We start from the raw sequence: 15178 nt of genomic DNA, 5'->3' as shown, positions 1-15178 counted from the left end.
TGTTTACAGGGGGTGGCGTTCAAAGGTGCAGGACAAAGGATGCACGCGGGTGCAGTTCGGTTGATTGAATGAAATTTCAATTATCAACCAAAGAGGGTGCTGTACGCATCGTCAACCCCCATGGTTATTGCGCGTGATTGCGTGGCGGGTACAAACATGCGACATCCGATCCCAAAGGGAGGGGCGGGTATGCGATTGGCGGAAACGGTAACGTTCGGTGGATCGGGTCTTGATCGGGCGGCGCATCTGCGCGGCGATGCCGACGGGCTGGCCAAGGCGCGCCGCGATCCCGATAGCCGGGCGGTCGTGATCTGGCGCAGCAAGCCGCTTTTCGAGGGTGAGGCGCGCGAAACCCTGGTCAGGGTGCCTCTCGATCATCCGGTGCTCATCGGTGCGCGCGAAATGATTTTCCTGGGCCGGGAAGGGAGCGCGGCGCTTTTCGGGGCCGATATCTCGCATTGGGAGCCGGGTGAGATCGACGCCGAGGCGCTGGCCGCGTTTTTCGACCCGAGCGAGCAGGTCCACCCCAAGGCCCCCAAGGGCAGCGCCTTTTGCGAGTTGCGCGGCGTGATGTCGCGGATCAGCCCGCGGGATGCAGAAGTGGCGGCGACGGCCAAGGCGATCCTGAGTTGGCACAGAAGCCACAGGTTCTGTGCCAAATGCGGGCATGAAAGCGAGATGATCATGGCCGGTTGGCAGCGCGCCTGCCCGGGCTGTGGCGCCCAGCATTTCCCGCGAACCGACCCGGTGGTGATCATGCTGATCACGCGCGGCAACAAGGTGTTGATGGGCCGCAGCCACGGCTGGCCCGAAGGCATGTATTCCCTTCTGGCGGGTTTCGTCGAGCCCGGCGAGGCGATCGAGGCTGCGGTGCGTCGCGAGGTCGAGGAAGAGGCGGCGATCAGGGTCGGACGTGTTGATTACCTTGCCTCGCAGCCATGGCCCTATCCCAGTTCCCTGATGATCGGCTGTCGCGGTGAGGCGCTGAGTGACGAGATCACCATCGACCCGGTCGAGATCGAAACTGCGCAATGGTTCACCCGCGAAGAGATCGCCGATGCCTTTTCGGGACAAAACCCCCGGATGAAGCCTGCCAGAAAAGGGTCGATTGCGCATTTCCTGCTTTGGAACTGGCTTGCGGACCGGCTCGATTGAGGTGACACTGGGAAAAACGGCAGGCATCCATGATCTTTACAACCAAGGAAGATATCGAGGCCCCGCTGGAGCACGTGTTCGGCGTGGTGTCGGATTTCGACAGGTTCGAGCGGCTGGCGCTGCGGCGGGGGGCCGAGGTTTCGAGGATGGACAGGCTGCAGCAGCCGGGCCTGGGCATGATGTGGCACATCGCCTTTCAGATGCGGGGCAAGCGGCGTGAAATCCAGATCGAATTGACCGAGTATGATCCATCCACCCGGATGGTGTTCGAAAGCCGCTCGCCCAATATCGGCGGGCATATGATCGTCGATCTGGTCGCGCTGTCACGGCTCCGCACACGGCTGGGGCTCGAAATCGAATTGAAGCCGCTCACCCTGTCGACGCGCTTGCTGGTGCAGTCGATGAAACTGGCCAAGGGGAGCCTGAACAAGCGGTTCAAGGTGCGGGTGGCCGAATATGCCAAGGCGACCGAAGATAACTACAAGTCGCGCATGGGATGAAATCGCCCACCGGGCAGAGGCGATTTCTCCGCGACAGATCGGGGCCGGGTGCATCTCCGCGCCACGGTGATCAGCGCACGCGGTCGGCTGGATAGACGCCCATGATCTCGAGATGCGAGGTGAAATAGCCCAACTCGTCAAGCGCGCGTTTCACGGCCGGGTCACCCGGGTGGCCGTCGATATCGGCCCAGAAGCGGGTGGCGGTGAACGAGCCATCGACCATGTAGCTTTCGAGCTTGGTCATGTTCACCCCGTTGGTGGCAAACCCGCCCATCGCCTTGTAAAGCGCGGCGGGGATGTTGCGCACTTCGAAAACAAAGCTGGTCATCATGCCCAACTCGCCCCGGGGCGCATAATCGGGTTCGCGCGCCATGATGACAAAGCGGGTGGTGTTGTGGCCGTGATCCTCGATGTCGCGGGCCAGCACGTCGAGCCCGTAAATCTCGCCCGCCAATGCAGAAGCCAGAACACCTTCGCCCGGGGTCTTGAGGCGGGCAAGTTTGGCGGCCGCGCCGGCGCTGTCGGCGGCGGGGATGCCCTTGATCCCGTGTTGCTTGAGAAATGCGGCCGATTGCGGCAGCAGCACGAGATGCGCGCGCACTGCGTTGATGTCCTCGATCCGGGTGCCGGGATTGGCCAGAAGACAGATGCGCACACGGACAAAGGATTCGCCGACGATGTGCAACCCGCTTTCGGGCAGGAGACGGTGAATGTCGGCCACGCGGCCATAGGTCGTGTTCTCGACCGGAAGCATGGCTAGATCGGCGTGCCCGTCGCGCACCGCGCCGATCACCTCTTCGAAGGTGCTGCAAGGCAGCGCTTCCAGTTCGGGGCGGGCGGTGTGGCAGGCCTCGTGAGAATAGGCGCCCGGTTCTCCCTGAAAGGCGATCCGCTGTGTCATTTTCGTGCTTTCCTGTCGATTTACGCCCGAAAGGGCGATTGGTCGCGGAAACTACACCTTGCTTTGCCCAAGGGGAAGCGGATAGATACGCGCCGAAGCGAGACCAATTTCGGAAGCAGGCACATGTTTGACACGATGACATCCACCAAGATTATCGGCGCCTTCTGTGGGGCACTTCTGGTGTTCATGCTGGGTAAATGGGCGGCGGAAGAGCTTTATGCGACTGGCGGCGGGCATGGCGGCGAGGATCATGCCGCAGGATATGTGATCGCCGTGGACGAAGGCGATGACGCAGGCGCCGAAGCCGAAGATGAGCCGAGCTTCGAAGAGCTTCTGGCGTCGGCCGATCCGGACCAGGGGGCAAGGGTCTTTGCCAAATGCCGGGCCTGTCACAAGGTGGACGAGGGTGCGCATGGCACTGGCCCGTCACTTCACGCGGTTGTCGGTCGCGCCGTTGGCGCGGCGGACGGGTTCGACCGCTACTCCGGCAGCCTCAACCAGATCGGCGATGCCTGGAGCCCCGAGAATCTCAACACATTCCTGGAAAGCCCGCGCAGCGCGACGCCCGGCACCTCGATGAGCTTTGCCGGTTTGCCCAAGGCCGAAGACCGTGCCAACCTTATTGCCTATCTTGAAACGCTTGGCGATTGAGCCGATCGGACATGCAGCCAAAAGGCCGTCACCCATATGGGCGACGGCCTTTTTCATGGCACCTGTCACGTCCTGTTGACGTATTCGCAACTTGAATATGCCCGGTCCTGACCATTAGCTTGGGACAAACGTCAATGCTTGCGCCAAAGCGGGCCTGTGACAGGTCCGGGAGAGAGGGAGACGGGATGAGCTATGCGGGTCCAATAGAGGTGAAAGCCGACAAGGCACAGGTTTGCGTGGTCCGGGCGGAGCCGCCGGATGCCTTTCCTGCTGCGCGCCTGCTGACGGCGCTGTGTGGTCTCGTGATTCTGGCTCTGGCGGCATGGCCTGTGCGCGCCGAGGAGGACGGGATCATCCGCAGCCATGGCTATTCCTATTTCGGCGATCTGAAATACCCCGCCGATTTCGAGCATTTCGATTATGTGAATCCCGACGCACCCAAGGGCGGCGCGATGGTGCGCTATGCGCTGGGCACGTTCGACTCGCTCAATCCCTACACCCGCAAGGGGCGGGCCGGTGGAACCTTGATCTCGACGACCTATGAATCGCTTCTGGGGGCCGGCCCGGCGGATGCCTATGGCGAGAATTACGGCCTTCTGGCCGAGAGCATCGAATATGACGTGGGCAAGACATGGGTGATATTCCATATGCGCCCCGAGGCCCGGTTTTCGGATGGCACGCCGGTCACGGCGCATGACGTGGTGTTTTCGCATAACCTGTTTCTCGAACAGGGCCTGCCATCCTATGCCATCGCGGTGGCCAAGCGGGTGTTGAACGCCGAGGCGCTGGATGATCACACGGTCAAGTTTACCTTTGCCGAGGGCATTTCGCGCCGGAGCCTGATTGATCAGGTCGGAAGCACACCGGTTTTCCCCCGCAAATGGTATGAGGAAACCGGTGCGCGACTTGATGAATCGCGGCTTGCCCATCCGCCGGGATCGGGGCCTTACGTTCTTGAAAGCTACGAGGTGAACCGCCGCGTGGTCTATCGGCGTAACCCCGATTACTGGGGTTGGGATCTGCCGATCAACCGGGGGCGGCACAATTTCGATGAAATCCGGGTCGAGTATTTCGCCGATGACTCCGCCGCGTTCGAGGCGTTCAAGGCGGGCGAATACACGTTCCGCGACGAGAGCGACCCCAAGAAATGGGCGACGAGCTATAATTTCCCGGCGGTGCAGCGGGGCGATGTCAAGGTTGTCGAATTGCCCAATGGCACGCCGCCTATGCCAACGGGGTTCATCTTCAACCTGCGGCGTGACAAGTTCGCCGATCCCAAACTGCGCGAGGCGATTGCGCTGGCGTTCAATTTCGAATGGACCAATGCGTCGCTGCAATACGATCTTTACGCGCAGCGTCATTCCTTCGTGCAAAATGCCCCGCACGAGGCCAAAGGCATGCCGGAAGGCGCCGAGCGGGCGCTGCTGGAAGACCTGGGCGACATGGTGCCGCCGGCGGTTCTCGAGGAACCTGCGGTGATGGCGCACGAATCGAACGGTGAACGGCAGACCGACCGGCGCAACCTGCGCCGTGCGATGCGGCTCTTGGATGAAACGGGCTGGGTCGTCGGCGATGACGGGATGCGGCGCAATGCCGAAGGCGAGCCGCTGACCATCGACTTTCCGATCCCGTCGAGCTTTCCCTCGACGCTGAGCGCGGCGATCGAGGTTTTCGCCAAGAACCTCAAACGCATGGGTATAGATGCACGGGTCAACTCCATCGACTCGGCGCAGTACACGCTGCTTGAGCGCGATTTCGATTATGACATGATCTACGACGCCTATATCCCGTTTCTCGAAGCGGGCACCGGCCTGCATCAGCGTTACGGATCGGCCGAGGCAGAGTTCAGCGTGTTCAACCCGGCAGGGCTGGCCAGCCCGCTGGTGGACCGGATCATCGACATCGCGCTCGAAGCCGAGACGAGAGAGGGGTCGCAAACCGCGCTCATGGCGCTGGACCGGGTTCTGCGTTATGAGCGGTTCATGGTGCCGACATGGTTCAAGGACAAGTATTGGGTGAGCTATTGGGACATGTATGAACATCCCGATCCCTTGCCGCCCTTCGACGTGGGGGTGATGGATTTCTGGTGGGTGAACCCCGAAAAAGCCGCGGCGCTCAAAGCCTCGGGCGCGCTGAGGTAGGGGCGGAATGGGCGCCTATTTCCTAAGGAGGTTGTTGCTGATCATTCCCACGCTGTTCGGGATCATGGTCATCAATTTCACGCTGGTTCAATTCGTTCCCGGTGGACCGGTCGAACAGGTTCTGGCGCAGATCCAGGGCCGGGGCGACGTGTTCGCGGGCTTTGCCGGCGGTGGCGGCGATCAGGCGGGCAGTTCAGACCTCGTGGGCGAGGATTTCTTTGTCGGCTCGGGGGGCGATTCGAAATATGTCGGCGCCCGTGGCCTGCCCAAGGAGTTCATCGAACAGCTCGAACGCGAGTTCGGTTTCGACAAGCCGCCGCTCGAGCGGTTCCTGGGCATGGTCTGGAATTACATGAGGTTCGATTTCGGCGAGAGTTATTTTCGCTCGATCAGCGTGATCGACCTTGTGCTGGAAAAGATGCCGGTGTCGATCACCCTTGGCCTTTGGTCGACGCTGATTGCCTATCTGGTGTCGATCCCGCTCGGCATCCGCAAGGCGGTGAATGACGGCACCCCGTTCGACACATGGACCAGCGGCGCGATCATCGTGGCCTATGCGATCCCCGGGTTCCTGTTCGCCATCCTGCTCCTCGTGCTGTTTGCCGGTGGCTCATACTGGCAGATCTTTCCGCTGCGGGGGCTGACCAGCGACAATTGGAGCGAGTTGAGCCTGATCGGCAAGGTGCTGGATTATTTCTGGCATATCACCCTGCCGGTTCTGGCCTCGACCATTTCGGCCTTTGCGACGCTGACCCTTCTGACCAAGAACAGCTTTCTCGACGAGATCAAGAAACACTATGTCATGACCGCCCGCGCCAAGGGACTGAGCGAGGGGCGGGTGCTTTACGGCCATGTCTTCCGCAACGCGATGCTGATCGTGATCGCGGGCTTTCCGGCGGTGTTCATCGGGGTGTTCTTCGGCGGCTCGCTGATCATCGAGACGATCTTCTCTCTCGACGGCCTCGGGCGGCTCGGCTTCGAGGCGGCGGTGGCGCGGGATTATCCGGTGATGTTCGGCACGCTGTTCATCTTCGGCCTCATCGGCCTTGTCGTCGGTATCCTGAGCGATGCGATGTATGTGCTTGTCGATCCGCGGATCGACTTCGAGAAGAGGGAGGGCTGATGGCGCTGTCCCCTCTCAACCAGCGCCGCTGGCGCAATTTCCGGCGCAACGGGCGGGCATTCTGGTCCTTGTGGATATTTCTCGCCCTGTTCGTGACGAGCCTGTTTGCCGAATTCATCGCGAATGACAAGCCGATCGTCGTGCAGTATCGCGGCGAGTTCTATTATCCGATCTTCAATTTCTACCCCGAAACCGCCTTTGGTGGCGACTTCAGGACCGAGGCGATCTATCGCGACCTTGAGGTGCAGTGCCTGATCGTGACCGGGGGGCTTGATCTGTGTTTCGACGAGCCCGAAACCCTGATCGAAGAGGCCGAGAGCGGTGTCATCGACGGCGAGGCGATCGACAAGGGCTGGATGATATGGCCGATCATCCCCTATTCCTATGACACCAGCGTTGACCGGCCCGGCGCGGCCCCGCTGCCGCCCGGCGAGGGCAATCTGCTGGGCACCGACGACACCAAGCGCGACGTGATGGCGCGCGTCATCTACGGATTCCGATTGTCGGTGCTCTTCACCCTGATCGTGACGGCACTGGCCAGCCTGCTGGGCGTCGCGGCGGGGGCGGTGCAGGGCTATTTCGGCGGTTGGCTCGACCTGATCTTTCAGCGCCTCATCGAGATCTGGAGCGCGACACCGCAGCTTTACGTGATCATCATCATGTTCGCGGTGCTGGGGCGAAGTTTCTGGCTTCTGGTGTTCATCACCGTGCTTTTCGGCTGGACCGCGCTGGTCGGCGTGGTGCGGGCCGAGTTCCTGCGCGCGCGCAACCTTGAATATGTGCGCGCGGCCAAGGCGCTGGGCGTGTCGAACACCAAGATCATGTTCCGCCACATGCTGCCCAACGCGATGGTGGCGACGCTGACCATGTTGCCCTTTATCGTCACCGGCACGATCGCGCTTCTGGCCAGCCTCGATTTCCTGGGTTTCGGCCTTCCAGCCAGCGCGCCCAGTCTTGGCGAGCTGACGCTTCAGGCCAAGCAGAACCTTCAGGCCCCATGGCTGGCCTTTACCGCCTTCACCACGTTCGCCATCATGCTGTCGCTGCTCGTCTTCATCTTTGAAGGGGTGCGCGACGCGTTCGATCCAAGGAAGACCTTTCAATGAGCCTTCTGGATGTACGCAACCTGTCGGTTTCCTTCCGTCAGGATGGCAAGGTGATCGAGGCGGTGCGGGGCGTGTCCTTTGCCGTCGACCGGGGCGAAACGGTGGCGCTGGTGGGCGAAAGCGGCTCGGGCAAGTCGGTGACCGCACTTTCGACCGTCTCGCTGCTGCCCGGGAGTGCCGAAACCGCCGGTTCGGTCACCTATGACGGGCAGGAGATGATCGGCGCGGATGACGCGCGGCTGCGCAAGGTGCGCGGCAATGACATCAGCTTCATCTTTCAGGAGCCGATGACATCGCTCAACCCGCTGCACACGATCGAAAAGCAACTGGCCGAGAGCATCGCCCTGCACCAGGGACTGGTCGGCGATGCGGCGCGCGCGCATATCCTCGCCCTGCTCGAAAGGGTCGGCATTCGCGATGCCGAGACGCGGCTCACCGCCTATCCGCATCAGCTTTCGGGCGGGCAACGCCAGCGGGTGATGATCGCCATGGCGCTGTCGAACAAGCCCGACATCCTGATCGCGGACGAGCCGACCACCGCGCTCGACGTGACGATCCAGGCGCAGATCCTCGAGTTGCTGGCCGAGTTGAAACGCACCGAGAACATGGGACTTTTGTTCATCACCCATGACCTTGGCACCGTGCAACGGATCGCCGACAAGGTCTGCGTGATGAAGGATGGCGAGATCGTGGAAAGCGGCCCGACGGGCGAGATTTTCGCCAATCCGCAACATCCCTACACCAAGAAGCTGCTGGGCGCGCGGGCGGTGGGTCAGCCCATACCGGTGGACGAGGGCGCGCAAGAGATCGTGCGCACCGATCACCTCAAGGTCTGGTTCCCGATCCAGAAAGGGTTTCTCAAGCGCACGGTGGGTCATGTGAAGGCGGTGAACGACGCCACGATCAGCGTGCGAGCGGGCGAAACGCTGGGCATCGTTGGGGAATCGGGCAGCGGCAAGACCACGCTGGCGCTCGCCATCATGCGGCTGATCACTTCGGAGGGCGGGATCACCTTCGACGGGCAGGACGTGCGCGCATGGTCCACCAAGAAGCTGCGCAATTTGCGGCGCGAAATGCAGATCGTGTTTCAGGACCCGTTCGGATCGCTTTCGCCGCGCATGACCTGTGAACAGATCATCGCCGAGGGGCTGGGCGTGCATGGCAATCCCGGTGGCCGGTCCGCGCGTGAACTGGTGGCCGAGGTGATGGAGGAGGTGGGGCTCGACCCCGTCACGATGGATCGCTATCCGCATGAATTCAGCGGTGGCCAACGCCAGCGCATCGCGATTGCCCGGGCGATGATCCTGCGTCCGCGCCTCGTCGTGCTGGACGAGCCGACAAGCGCGCTCGACATGACGGTGCAGGTGCAGATCGTCGACCTGTTGCGCGATCTACAGGTGAAATACGGGCTGGCTTATCTGTTCATCAGCCATGACCTGAACGTGGTGCGGGCGATGAGCCACAAGATGATCGTGATGAAACAGGGCGATATCGTCGAGTCGGGTGAGGCACAGACCCTGTTCGAGTCGCCGCAGACCGACTATGCCCGCACGCTTCTGGCCGCAGCACTGGATGTGCAAGCCAAGCCCGCCTGACCCCGCCTGACCCCGCCCGGCCGACGACCTTCGCCACCCGGGATCAGATGGCCGAACTGTGACCCGCCTTGGACAACTCATAGGCGTCGAAGGCGCGCGCGACCATCCGGGTGAGCGGTCGCGCCTTGAACGGGATTGCGAGGCCCGATTCGGTGCTGTTCAACAGGCCACCGAACTCGGCCTGCACCTTGTCGAGCATTGCGAACAACGCCTCTTGCGAGATGTCGAAATCGCGCAGGATCTCCGCTGCGTCGATCCTGAAGTTGCACATCAGCATCTCGATCATCCGGCTGCGCATCCGGTCCTCGGGCGTAAAGACGTGGCCCCGTGTCGTCGAGAATTGCCCGGCGCGAATCCGGGCGGTATGGGCCGATGTGGCCGGCGCATTCTGCGCATAGCCTTGCGGAAAGCGTGAGATCGACGAGGCGCCCAACCCGATCAGCGCGTCGGCCGGATCGTCGGTATAGCCCTGGAAATTCCGCCGCAGCGTGCCGTTCTTCTGCGCCTTGCTCAGCGCGTCCCCTTCGACGGCGAAATGGTCGATCCCGATTTCGGTATACCCGTCCCACAGGAACAGCTCGCGGGCGGTTTCGAACAACGCCAGCCGCTCTTGCGGGGTGGGGAGTTTGTCCGACGGGATCATCTGTTGCCGCTTGGCCATCCACGGCACATGAGCATAGCCGTAAAGCGCGACACGATCGGGCGACAGGGCCAGAAGTTTCTGCACGCTTTCGGTGATCCGCGCATTCGACTGGTCAGGCAGACCAAACAGGATATCCGCGTTGAGCGAGGTCACGCCGCGGGCACGAATCTCGTCGACCGCCTGGCGGGTGATGTCGAAACTTTGAATTCGGCCGATGGTCTTCTGGATCTCGTCATTGAAATCCTGCACGCCGATCGAGGCGCGGTTCATCCCCGCCGCCGCCAGCGCGTCGAGCCGCGGGCCGTCGATCTCGTTCGGGTCGATTTCCACCGAGAATTCATAGCTTTCCGCGAAGGGCGCAATATCGGCAATGGCCCCGGCCAGATCACGCATCATCGACGGGGCAAGCAATGTCGGCGTGCCCCCACCCCAATGCAGACGCGACAGGCGCACGCCCTTGGGGAGCACCTGTCCGAGCATCTCGATCTCGGTTTTGAGGGTTTCGAGGTAGGTTTGGACGGGGGCGTCGGATTGGGTGCCCTGGGTGCGGCAGGCGCAGAACCAGCACAACCTCCGGCAGAACGGTACGTGGATATAGAGCGACACTTCCGAATCAGGTGCGATTGCTCCGATCCAGTTGGTGAAATCCCCGGGTCCGACCGACGAATCGAAGTGGGGCGCCGTGGGATAACTCGTATACCGCGGCACTTTCGCGTCAAATAGACCCAATTGGGCGAGTTGCGTTTGCGTAACCATCCTTGAACCTGTAGCGTCCGGGGGACTGGATATCTTTGACCTAGGTCAAGCGCGAACGGGTTCTCATGCTGAAAGACGACACAATTGCGGTGCCGCAGAAATGCGACGACTGCCCGATCCGGCACAGGGCGGTGTGTGCGCGCTGTGAGCCCGAGGAACTCGCGCAGCTTGAACAGATCAAGTATTACCGGAAGTTCGAAGCGGGGCAGACGGTGATCTGGGCGGGCGACCGGATGGATTTCGTGGGCTCGGTCGTGACCGGGATCGCGTCGTTGACCCAGACCATGGAAGACGGGCGCACCCAGATGGTGGGCCTGCTTCTGCCCAGCGATTTCGTGGGCCGCCCCGGTCGGGACGGGACCGTCTATGACGTGGTTGCCACGACCGACCTGGTGATGTGCTGCTTTCGCAAGAAACCCTTTGAGAACATGATGGAAGCCACCCCTCATGTCGCGCATCGCCTGCTTGAGATGACGCTTGATGAGCTGGATGCGGCGCGCGAATGGATGCTGGTTCTGGGCCGCAAGACGGCGCGCGAAAAGATCGCCAGCCTGCTGTCGATCGTGGCTCGGCGCGACGCTACGCTTCGCAAGACGGGCATGGTGGGGCGGCTGGTCTTCGACCTGCCGCTGACCCGCGAGGCGATGGCGGACTATCTCGGGCTCACGCTTGAGACGGTGAGCCGCCAGATCTCGGCGCTCAAGCGGGACGGGGTGATCGAGCTTGAAGGCAAGCGGCACGTGACCGTCCCCGATTTCGCACGCCTGATGGAAGAGGCGGGCGATGACAGCGACGGTGGCATGCTGGTCTGAGGCTCAGGCTCAAGAGGCGACGGGGCCGCGCGGTGCCCGCAAGAACACAGCCACAGATAGAGTGTTGAGATCGGGTGCATAGAGCGCCCCGGATGGTTAACGCCGTGACGGGCGGGGCAAATGCGGGGGTGAATCCCGGCTGTTGCCCGGCTGAAATCCGTGCACCGCCGCGTTGCAGCGAAATTAACCCGATTTTAATGAATCAACCGTTCGCCCCGGGCGCGGCCCGCCGTGGCCGATGTGCCACCTGTTGGCGGTATCTTGTCGATCATGGGGATGTGCGACGCGATCTTGCGGATACCGGATCGACCGGGAATCGCGCCAGAGTCACGGGCCTTGCCCGCGATGAAATGCGCGACGGGGCGGGTGTCAAAAACGTGCACAAAACTGTTGCAAACCCGTCACCAAACTCTCCCAGCCCTGCGACGGCAAGGTCAAGGGCCATTACCTATCCAACCAAGGAGAGATGATGAAACGTTCCGCTGCTTTGCTGGTCACCGCCGCCAGCTTTTTCGCGACCTCGGTGCTGGCCCAGGTCACCGTTGATCCCGCGCTGCCCGATTACGAGGCAACATCCGGCGTGTCCGGCAGCCTGTCGTCGATCGGCTCGGACACGCTGAACAACCTGATGACGCTGTGGGCCGAAGGCTTCCGCGGCTTCTATCCCAACGTGGCCACCGAAGAGGCGCTCTCGACGGTGCCGCGTTCGATGCGCGAGGGGTCGCTGGCCTGTGGCGCATCGAAATGGCAGACGATCTGGAATGTGGTGTTGCCCAAGGCGCTCCCCGGTATCATGTATCTGGGCCGGCTGATCGAATATGGCGCCACCGACGAGATCTTTACCAACCCCGCGAAACAGCAGACCGAAGACTATGTGAGCGGTCGCTTCGGGTAAGGAGCAGCAAAATGACGTCCCAACATACGGATTCGTCTTTCGACCGTGATCTCGAGGGTTTGCAGATCAGGCTGGTCACCATGAGCCGGCTGGTGGACGCGGCCATCGGCAACGCGCTCAAGGTGCTGGAAACGCGCGACCTTGATTTGAGCCGGAAGGTGCAGCGCGACGACAAGATGATCGACGAGATGGACGAGGATCGGCCCAAGGGCGACACGACCGCTTACAGCGCGACGGGCACCGACGCGGCGTAAGGCTGGCGGCCGTTCATGCGCGGCACAAGACGCCGGAGACGCCGCCGAAGGCCGCGCCTCTCGCCCGCCTGCGCCGAACCGGACTCAGATCGCCAGGTCGTCGAGGCTCTTGCCGGCCTGCAACGCTTCCAGCACCCAGCCCGGGCGGCGGCCCTTGCCGGTCCAGGTTTGCGACGGGTTCGCCGGGTTGGCGTATTTCGCAACACCCTTGGTTCTGGGCTTGCCCTTGCCGCGACCGCGCGGGGTCTCCTGGGCGATCAATTCGTCAAGCGAATAGCCCAACTCTTTTGCCTTCGCTTGCAGCGCGGCGATGGCTTTTTGCCGTTCCTGCGCTGTCACCGTTTCGATGGCTTTCGCGACCTTGCCTTCGAGCGATTTCAACTCGGCCACGGACATGGCGGTCAGGTCCGCCATCGTGATCTTGTCTTCTTTTGTCATGTCTCTCATCTCATTTCACGGAATCTGGCCGTTCAGATTCACGGTTCATTTTCGGTGAGCGTTTCTCGACCGTAAAGAGATGCAATTGCAAGCGGAAAATGCGGTATTTCACATATATCAAATTCTATTTGAGCGAAAACCCGCAGGGGAATGTATCTGGCGGTAATCGGCGCGCATGGGTTCTTCTCCGATCCCATGCGCGTCATATTCAAATCTCGATAATTGTCGAACCGGTTGTTTTCCGCGCTTCGAGTGTTTCATGTGCCGCGCGAATATCGTCCAGAGTGAAACGCTGACTGATATTGATCGCCACGTCGCCCTTTTCGACTTTCTCGAAAAGATGATTGGCCATTGCCTGACAGGTATGATGATCCGCGATATGCGTGAAAAGCGTGGGCCGGGTGATCTTGAGCGATCCCTTCTGACCCAGAATACCGATATTGAGCGGCGGCACCGGACCCGAGGCATTGCCAAAGGAAATCATCATTCCCAAGGGTTTAAGCGAATCGAGCGAGCCCTCGAACGTGTCCGCGCCAACCGAATCCATCACCACGTCGACGCCTTTTCCACCGGTCAATTCCCGCACTTTCGCGGCGAAATCCTCCTGTCGGTAATTGATGCAATGGCTGGCCCCGTGATCGAGCGCCAATTGGCATTTCTCGTCCGTGCCCGCCGTGCCGATCAGGTTGATCCCTTCCGAGCGCGCCCATTGGCAGGCGATCAACCCGACACCCCCGGCGGCGGCGTGAAACAGTACCGTGTCGCCCTTTTGAATGGGCGTCGTGCGATGAAACAGGTATTGCACCGTCAGCCCCTGAAGCATCATTGCCGCCGCGGTATCCGCGCCGATCCCGTCGGGGAGTTTCATCACCTGCGCGGCGGGCATCACGCGGGCTTCGCAATAGGCGCCGGGCGGCATGCTGGCATAGGCCGCGCGATCCCCGGGGGAAAGGTGGTTCACACCTTCGCCCACCGCCTCGACGATGCCGGCCGCCTCCATGCCGAGGGTCAGGGGCAGGTCGTTGGGGTAAAGCCCGGTGCGCTGATAGACGTCGATGAAGTTGAGCCCGGCAAACTCATGCCGGATGCGAATTTCCCCCGGCCCCGGATCGCCCACCGGCCGGTCGACGATCTGCATTGTCTCGGGTCCGCCGAATTCTTCGATGATGACTGTTCTTGCCATGTGATCTCTCCTTATCGGGTGCGCGATGTCACGCCCCCACCTTCAACACGATCTTGCCGACATGCCCGGGGCTTTCGATCCGTTCATGGGCCCCGGCAGCATCCTCAAGCGGAAACTCGCTATCCATCACCGGCGCCACCCGCCCCGCATCGAGAAGCGGCCAGACATGGGTGCGCAGCTCTTCCGCGATGCGCGCCTTGGCGAGGTCCGATTGCGGGCGCAGCGTGCTCCCGGTGATGGTCAGCCGCCGCACCATGACCTGTGCGAAATTCAACTCGACCTTGGGACCGTTCAGAAACGCGATCTGCACCAGCCGCCCGTCATTGGCGAGCGCATTGACGTTGCGCGGAAGGTAGTCACCCCCCACCATGTCGAGGATCAAATCGGCACCGCCCGCATCCTTCATCACCTCGACGAAATCCTGCGTCTTGTAGTTGATCGCCCGTTCCGCCCCGAGATCGGTGCAGGTCTTGCATTTCTCGTCCGACCCGGCCGTGGCGAACACCCGCGCGCCGAAATGGCGTGCCAGTTGAATGGCGGTCGTCCCGATGCCCGAGCTTCCGCCATGCACAAGGAACCGCTCACCGGCTTTCAACCCGCCGCGCATGAACACGTTGGTCCAGACGGTAAAGAACGTCTCGGGCAGGCACGCGGCCTCGCGCAGGTCCATGCCCTCGGGTATGGGCAGGCAATGCGCGGCGGGCGTTGTCACGTATTCGGCATAGCCGCCGCCGGGCAGGAGCGCGCAGACCTTGTCGCCCACCTTCCAGTCGGTGACGCCCGGGCCGACCTCGGCCACCTCGCCCGATGCCTCGAGCCCGGGCAGGTCGCTTGCCGTGGGGGGCGGTGCGTAATTGCCCGCACGTTGCAGTGCGTCGGGCCGGTTCACCCCCGCCCATGCCACGCGGATCACCACCTCGCCCTGACCGGCCGTTGGCATGGGCCGTTCGCAGGGCACCAGGACCTCGGGTCCGCCCGGCGTGGAAATCTCGATCGCTTTCATCGTCTTGCTCATGTCTGCCTCT

General features: G+C 62.0%; 15 protein-coding genes. 10 read left to right on the top strand and 5 right to left on the bottom strand.

Annotated features, from left to right (window positions below):
- Positions 1 to 189: 189 nt before the first annotated feature.
- Both nudC and FLO80_RS06545 read left to right on the top strand, forming a co-directional pair.
- Positions 190 to 1155 carry an NAD(+) diphosphatase gene (nudC, locus tag FLO80_RS06550; protein WP_111362904.1) on the top strand — a complete coding sequence of 322 codons (966 nt, stop codon included), beginning with the start codon at positions 190 to 192 and terminating at the stop codon, positions 1153 to 1155.
- A 29-nt stretch (positions 1156 to 1184) separates the two neighbouring features.
- Positions 1185 to 1655: an SRPBCC family protein gene (locus tag FLO80_RS06545; protein WP_111362902.1), complete on the top strand. Its 471-nt coding sequence runs from the start codon at positions 1185 to 1187 to the stop codon at positions 1653 to 1655.
- A 70-nt stretch (positions 1656 to 1725) separates the two neighbouring features.
- Here the strand turns inward: FLO80_RS06545 and FLO80_RS06540 are convergent, their stop codons facing one another.
- Entirely contained in the window at positions 1726 to 2556 is an 831-nt protein-coding gene (locus FLO80_RS06540; RefSeq protein ID WP_111362900.1) for a prephenate dehydratase, read from the bottom strand.
- Positions 2557 to 2679: 123 nt separating this feature from the next.
- On the opposite strand from FLO80_RS06540, the gene FLO80_RS06535 reads away from it, so the two are divergent.
- From FLO80_RS06535 to FLO80_RS06515, 5 genes are all read left to right on the top strand, one after another.
- Positions 2680 to 3207, top strand: coding sequence for a c-type cytochrome (locus FLO80_RS06535; RefSeq protein ID WP_111362898.1), 528 nt, complete (start codon positions 2680 to 2682; stop codon positions 3205 to 3207).
- A gap of 185 nt (positions 3208 to 3392) precedes the next feature.
- Complete coding sequence (locus FLO80_RS06530; protein WP_111362896.1) at positions 3393 to 5348, top strand: extracellular solute-binding protein; 1956 nt, start codon at positions 3393 to 3395, stop codon at positions 5346 to 5348.
- A 7-nt stretch (positions 5349 to 5355) separates the two neighbouring features.
- The gene (locus FLO80_RS06525; protein WP_111362894.1) at positions 5356 to 6471 is read left to right on the top strand and encodes a microcin C ABC transporter permease YejB; all 1116 of its coding nucleotides are present in this window, start codon (positions 5356 to 5358) and stop codon (positions 6469 to 6471) included.
- Complete coding sequence (locus FLO80_RS06520) at positions 6471 to 7577, top strand: ABC transporter permease (RefSeq protein WP_111362892.1); 1107 nt, start codon at positions 6471 to 6473, stop codon at positions 7575 to 7577. The genes FLO80_RS06525 and FLO80_RS06520 overlap by 1 nt, the downstream gene beginning before the upstream one ends.
- The gene (locus tag FLO80_RS06515) at positions 7574 to 9172 is read left to right on the top strand and encodes an ABC transporter ATP-binding protein (RefSeq protein WP_111362890.1); all 1599 of its coding nucleotides are present in this window, start codon (positions 7574 to 7576) and stop codon (positions 9170 to 9172) included. The genes FLO80_RS06520 and FLO80_RS06515 overlap by 4 nt, the downstream gene beginning before the upstream one ends.
- A 43-nt stretch (positions 9173 to 9215) precedes the next feature.
- On the opposite strand, the gene hemN is transcribed toward FLO80_RS06515, so the two are convergent.
- A complete protein-coding gene (gene hemN / locus FLO80_RS06510; RefSeq protein WP_111362888.1) occupies positions 9216 to 10571 on the bottom strand; it encodes an oxygen-independent coproporphyrinogen III oxidase in 1356 nt (451 codons plus the stop codon).
- A 65-nt stretch (positions 10572 to 10636) separates the two neighbouring features.
- On the opposite strand from hemN, the gene fnrL reads away from it, so the two are divergent.
- From fnrL to FLO80_RS06495, 3 genes are all read left to right on the top strand, one after another.
- Entirely contained in the window at positions 10637 to 11383 is a 747-nt protein-coding gene (fnrL, locus tag FLO80_RS06505; RefSeq protein WP_111362886.1) for a transcriptional regulator FnrL, read from the top strand.
- Positions 11384 to 11852: 469 nt separating this feature from the next.
- Complete coding sequence (locus tag FLO80_RS23355) at positions 11853 to 12278, top strand: ABC transporter permease subunit (RefSeq protein WP_188078225.1); 426 nt, start codon at positions 11853 to 11855, stop codon at positions 12276 to 12278.
- A gap of 11 nt (positions 12279 to 12289) precedes the next feature.
- Positions 12290 to 12532, top strand: a complete 243-nt coding sequence (locus FLO80_RS06495) for a phosphate signaling complex PhoU family protein (protein WP_111362880.1) — start codon at positions 12290 to 12292, stop codon at positions 12530 to 12532.
- 84 nt (positions 12533 to 12616) lie between these two features.
- Here FLO80_RS06495 and FLO80_RS06490 read toward each other — a convergent pair whose 3' ends face one another.
- From FLO80_RS06490 to FLO80_RS06480, 3 genes are all read right to left on the bottom strand, one after another.
- Entirely contained in the window at positions 12617 to 12970 is a 354-nt protein-coding gene (locus FLO80_RS06490) for an H-NS histone family protein (RefSeq protein ID WP_246156590.1), read from the bottom strand.
- Between the two features lie 208 nt (positions 12971 to 13178).
- A complete protein-coding gene (locus FLO80_RS06485) occupies positions 13179 to 14153 on the bottom strand; it encodes a quinone oxidoreductase family protein (RefSeq protein ID WP_111362878.1) in 975 nt (324 codons plus the stop codon).
- Between the two features lie 28 nt (positions 14154 to 14181).
- Positions 14182 to 15168, bottom strand: a complete 987-nt coding sequence (locus tag FLO80_RS06480; RefSeq protein ID WP_111362876.1) for an NAD(P)H-quinone oxidoreductase — start codon at positions 15166 to 15168, stop codon at positions 14182 to 14184.
- Between the last annotated feature and the right edge of the window lie 10 nt (positions 15169 to 15178).

The organism is Aquicoccus porphyridii (assembly GCF_008369105.1).
Lineage (GTDB): Bacteria > Pseudomonadota > Alphaproteobacteria > Rhodobacterales > Rhodobacteraceae > Aquicoccus > Aquicoccus porphyridii.
This window is presented reverse-complemented; position numbering and strand designations above follow the sequence as displayed.

Excerpts from the sequence above, each read along its gene's own strand:
- nudC (WP_111362904.1), top strand. The coding sequence starts at position 190 with ATGCGATTGGCGGAAACGGTAACGTTCGGTGGATCGGGTCTTGATCGG.
- FLO80_RS06545 (WP_111362902.1), top strand. The coding sequence starts at position 1,185 with ATGATCTTTACAACCAAGGAAGATATCGAGGCCCCGCTGGAGCACGTG.
- FLO80_RS06540 (WP_111362900.1), bottom strand. The coding sequence starts at position 2,556 with ATGACACAGCGGATCGCCTTTCAGGGAGAACCGGGCGCCTATTCTCAC.
- FLO80_RS06535 (WP_111362898.1), top strand. The coding sequence starts at position 2,680 with ATGTTTGACACGATGACATCCACCAAGATTATCGGCGCCTTCTGTGGG.
- FLO80_RS06530 (WP_111362896.1), top strand. The coding sequence starts at position 3,393 with ATGAGCTATGCGGGTCCAATAGAGGTGAAAGCCGACAAGGCACAGGTT.
- FLO80_RS06525 (WP_111362894.1), top strand. The coding sequence starts at position 5,356 with ATGGGCGCCTATTTCCTAAGGAGGTTGTTGCTGATCATTCCCACGCTG.
- FLO80_RS06520 (WP_111362892.1), top strand. The coding sequence starts at position 6,471 with ATGGCGCTGTCCCCTCTCAACCAGCGCCGCTGGCGCAATTTCCGGCGC.
- FLO80_RS06515 (WP_111362890.1), top strand. The coding sequence starts at position 7,574 with ATGAGCCTTCTGGATGTACGCAACCTGTCGGTTTCCTTCCGTCAGGAT.
- hemN (WP_111362888.1), bottom strand. The coding sequence starts at position 10,571 with ATGGTTACGCAAACGCAACTCGCCCAATTGGGTCTATTTGACGCGAAA.
- fnrL (WP_111362886.1), top strand. The coding sequence starts at position 10,637 with ATGCTGAAAGACGACACAATTGCGGTGCCGCAGAAATGCGACGACTGC.
- FLO80_RS23355 (WP_188078225.1), top strand. The coding sequence starts at position 11,853 with ATGAAACGTTCCGCTGCTTTGCTGGTCACCGCCGCCAGCTTTTTCGCG.
- FLO80_RS06495 (WP_111362880.1), top strand. The coding sequence starts at position 12,290 with ATGACGTCCCAACATACGGATTCGTCTTTCGACCGTGATCTCGAGGGT.
- FLO80_RS06490 (WP_246156590.1), bottom strand. The coding sequence starts at position 12,970 with ATGACAAAAGAAGACAAGATCACGATGGCGGACCTGACCGCCATGTCC.
- FLO80_RS06485 (WP_111362878.1), bottom strand. The coding sequence starts at position 14,153 with ATGGCAAGAACAGTCATCATCGAAGAATTCGGCGGACCCGAGACAATG.
- FLO80_RS06480 (WP_111362876.1), bottom strand. The coding sequence starts at position 15,168 with ATGAGCAAGACGATGAAAGCGATCGAGATTTCCACGCCGGGCGGACCC.